This is a genomic window from Streptomyces himastatinicus ATCC 53653 (genome assembly GCF_000158915.1).
Taxonomy (GTDB): domain Bacteria; phylum Actinomycetota; class Actinomycetes; order Streptomycetales; family Streptomycetaceae; genus Streptomyces; species Streptomyces himastatinicus.
Map to the genome: position 1 here is coordinate 2,598,203 of NZ_GG657754.1, position 3,925 is coordinate 2,602,127.

At 72.9% G+C, this 3,925-nt stretch carries 3 protein-coding genes; 2 read left to right on the forward strand and 1 reads right to left on the reverse strand.

The features are described 5' to 3' along the window. A partial coding sequence (locus tag SSOG_RS10345) for a HEAT repeat domain-containing protein (RefSeq protein WP_009714162.1) occupies nucleotides 1-667 on the reverse strand: 667 nt, incomplete at its 3' end. A 431-nt stretch (nucleotides 668-1,098) separates the two neighbouring features. On the opposite strand from SSOG_RS10345, the gene SSOG_RS10350 reads away from it, so the two are divergent. Both SSOG_RS10350 and SSOG_RS10355 read left to right on the forward strand, forming a co-directional pair. After that, on the forward strand, nucleotides 1,099-2,934 hold the full coding sequence (locus SSOG_RS10350; RefSeq protein WP_009714163.1) for a 3-hydroxyacyl-CoA dehydrogenase family protein: 1,836 nt from the start codon (nucleotides 1,099-1,101) through the stop codon (nucleotides 2,932-2,934). Nucleotides 2,935-3,019: 85 nt separating this feature from the next. Further along, nucleotides 3,020-3,826, forward strand: coding sequence for a TetR family transcriptional regulator (locus SSOG_RS10355; protein WP_039937116.1), 807 nt, complete (start codon nucleotides 3,020-3,022; stop codon nucleotides 3,824-3,826). Nucleotides 3,827-3,925: the final 99 nt, after the last annotated feature.

A 3,925-nucleotide genomic window follows, 5' to 3' on the forward strand; every position in this document is an offset into this window, starting at 1 on the left:
CCGCGCGGCCCGTGCCCGCGCGGCCGGACCGGGGGGCGGGCGGGGCGGCGGCGTCCGGGTCCAGGGAGCCGCCGACGCTGATGCGGGCCAGGGCGGCGGCGGCCGCGGCGCTGAGCCGTATGTGCTCGCCCGCCGCCTTCAGGGCGGGGATGGCGCGTTCGTCGCCGATCGCGCCCAGCCCCTCCACACAGGCGCGCGCGATGACCCAGTGCCGGTCGCGGGCGGCCAACTGCCGCTCCAGGGCGGCGACCAGGGCCGGTACGGATTCGGGGGCGCGGAGTTCGACGAGGAGCCGGATGGGGTGCAGGGAGTACGCGGTGCGCAGCGGGTTGGTGGCGAGGGCGGCGGCGGCGCGGGCGGTGCGCGGGTCGCCGAGCCGGGCCAGCACCCGGGCGGCGGTCGCGCAGCGCGCGGGTTCGCGGTAGTTGAGGAGCAGGACGAGCGTTTCGAAGGCCCGCCGGTCGCCCGCGCTGCCCAGTACGAAGGCGGCGGTCTCACGGGCCCACAGCGGCTGCTCCGGCGCGACGAGGATGCGGGCGAGCTGTTCGCGCGCGGCCGGGGTGCCCTGTCGTACGAGCGCGAGCAGCGAGGCGTGCGCCGCGGTCTCCTGTTGCGATGTGAGCGAGGCCCGTACCCGCTCCGTCAGCGTGCGGAATTCGTCGTCCATGTCGAGGTCTCCCCTCCCCGGTGATCCGCGCCATCGCGCAGGACTCACAGTCGGCTCTGGCGTCTTGGTTACCCGCGAGTTAATATGGCGACACGAGCAGCACCCCTGCTCGGGCGGCCTGGTGACGCAGCCGCCTTGTGTGACGTCGGTTCGGCAGTTTCAGCAGAGTTGCGGCATGGCCCCGGGACAGGGCCCGCCGTGTGTCTCCCACGGGCAGTTTCCTCCGTGCGGCGCTGTCCGCCAGGGAGCGTGCAAGCCCTTCCGTCGGAGTTTTCGTCACAGCCGGAGGAGATCCCGCAGCAGGCACCGGACGCCCGTCCGGATTGCCCGTATCGCGGTGCCGTTCCTCCGCTTTTCACCGAAGGCTCCCCTCGATCGTCCCAGTCGTCACTTCATCCCCGTCTTCCGGGGAACACCCTCTGGAGTCCGCGATGGACCGTCTCCCACAGACCGGCGTCAGCACCACGTCCTCCTCTGATCTCTCCCCCTCCCGGGCCCCGCTCACTACTGTTGCGGTCGTCGGGCTCGGCACGATGGGCACCGGCATCGCCGAAATCCTGGCCCGTGCGGGGCGTCAGGTGATCGGCATCGACATCAGCGAGAGCGCCTGCCGCCGGGCGGTCACCGCGCTGGAGGTGGCCACCGCCCGGGCGGTGGGCCGCGGGCGGATGACCGAGCGCGAGCGGACCGCCGCGCTCGACCGCTTCCGCGTCGCGACGGAGATGTCCGCCGCGGCGGACGCGGATCTGGTCGTCGAGGTGGTGCCCGAGGACTACGGCATCAAGCACGACGTCTTCGCCGCGCTGGACGCCGTCGTCCGGCCCGGCACCATCCTGGCGACCGGCACCAACGCGCTGTCGGTGACCCGGCTGGCGGCCGAATCCGCCCACCCCGAACGCGTCCTGGGGCTGCACTTCTTCAATCCGGCGCCCGCCATGAAGCTGGTGGAGATCGTCTCCAGCGTGCTGACGGCACCCGCCGCCGTCGACGCGGTCACCGCGCTCGCCCGCGACCTCGGCAAGGAGCCGGTCGCGCTCGGCGACCGGCCCGGATTCATCGCCGACGGGCTGCTGTTCGGCTACCTCAACCAGGCCGCGGCGATGTACGAGTCGCGGTACGCGGCGCGCGAGGACATCGACGCCGCGATGCGGCTCGGCTGCGGTCTGCCGATGGGCCCGCTGGCCCTGCTGGACCTGATCGGGATCGATACGGCCCGTACCGTCCTGGAGGCGATGTACGCGGCCTCCGGCGACCGGCTGCACGCGCCCGCGCCGATCCTGGCCCAGCTGGCCGAGGCCGGGCTCACCGGCCGTAAGGCGGGCCGCGGCTTCTATACGTACGAGGCGCCCGGCAGCGGCACCGCCGTCCCGGACGGCGCGGCCCCGCAGGCGCCGTCCCCGGACCTGGGCCGCCCGGTGCGGGCGGTCGGCGTCGCCGGCTCGGGCACGATGGCCAGCGGCATCGCCGAGGTCTTCGCCAAGGCGGGCCACGAGGTGGTGCTGGCCGCCCGTACCCAGGAGAAGGCGGAGAAGGCGAAGGCCCGTATCGCCAAGTCGCTGGCGCGGTCGGTGGCCAAGGGGCGGATGACGGAGAAGGTGCGGGACCGGGCGCTGGCCCGGATCACCCCGGCCGACTCCCTCGACGCGTTCGCGGACGCGGACCTGGTGGTGGAGGCGGTGGCCGAGGACCTGGCCGTCAAGCAGGAGCTGTTCACCGTGCTCGACAAGGTCTGCAAGCCGGGCGCGGTGCTCGCCACCACCACCTCCTCGCTGCCGGTCATCGCGTGCGCCCGCGCCACGTCGCGCCCGCAGGACGTGATCGGCATGCACTTCTTCAACCCGGCCCCCGCGATGAAGCTGGTCGAGGTGGTGCGCACCGTGCTGACCTCGGACGAGGCGCGGGCCACCGTGCACACCGTGTGCCGGGAGGTCGGCAAGCACCCGGTGGACTGCGGCGACCGGGCCGGGTTCATCGTCAACGCCCTGCTGTTCCCGTATCTGAACAACGCGGTGAAGATGGTCCAGGAGCACTACGCGTCGCCCGATGACATCGACGCCGCGATGAAGCTCGGCGGCGGCTATCCGATGGGCCCCTTCGAGCTGCTGGACGTGGTCGGGCTGGACGTCTCGCTGGCCATCGAGAAGGTGCTCCACCGCGCGTTCCGCGACCCGGGCCTGGCGCCGGCGCCGCTGCTGGAACACCTCGTCGCGGCGGGCTGCCTGGGCCGCAAGACGGGGCGCGGCTTCCGCGAGTATGCGAAGGCCTGAGAATCCGCTGGGCTGGGGCGGACTGCTGGAACCGTCCTTCGGTCCGCCCCCGCACCAGCACTCACAAGCGTGTTACGTTCCCCACATGTCCCAGCCCGTAAAGGCCACTCGTACGCAGCGTAACCGCTCGAACTCCTCCGACGGCGGGGAAACCGCCGGCAGTCGCCGCGCCGCCGCCCAGCGCTTGACCATGCGCCGCAAACTCGCGGCGGCCGCCATGGAGTTGTTCGCGACGCAGGGGTACGAGGCGACCACGGTCGACGAGATCGCGGCCAGAGCGGGCGTGGCCCGACGCACGTTTTTCCGCCATTTCCGGTCCAAGGAAGAGGCCATTTTCCCGGACCACGACGACACGCTCGTGCGGGCCGCCGCGGTGCTGGACGCGGCACCGCCGCATGAGAACCCGCTGGACACGGTGTGCCGGGGCATCAAGGAAGTCATGCGCATGTACGCGGCCTCCCCGGCGGTCTCCGTCGAGCGCTACCGGCTGACCCGCGAGGTCCCCGCCCTGCGCGAGCGCGAGATCGCCTCGGTGGCCCGCTACGAGCGGCTGTTCACCCGCTACCTGCTGGGCCACTTCGACGAGGGCGCCCACCACGACGGCGACGACGACCCCCTGCTGGCCGAGGTCGCCGCCTCCGCCGTGGTCACGGCCCACAACCACGTACTGCGCCGCTGGCTGCGGGCGCGGGGCGAGGGCGACGTCGAGGCCCAGCTGGACCACGCCTTCGCCATCGTGCGCGAAACCTTCGGCACCGGCATCGGCGCGGGCCGCCCCGCGGTGAGCGTGTCCACGCCGTCCGAGGAGGAGGACGTGATGGTGATGGTGGCCCGCACGGACGCCCCGCTGGGCGAGGTCATGCGCACGATCGAACGAGCCCTGAAGCGGTAGCTCCGGCGCAGCGGAAAGTCCCCCACCCCGCCCCCGGCACCTGTCGATATGCGGCTCCGCCGCGCGGGGGCTCCGCCCGCGCCCCCGGTCCTCAAGCGC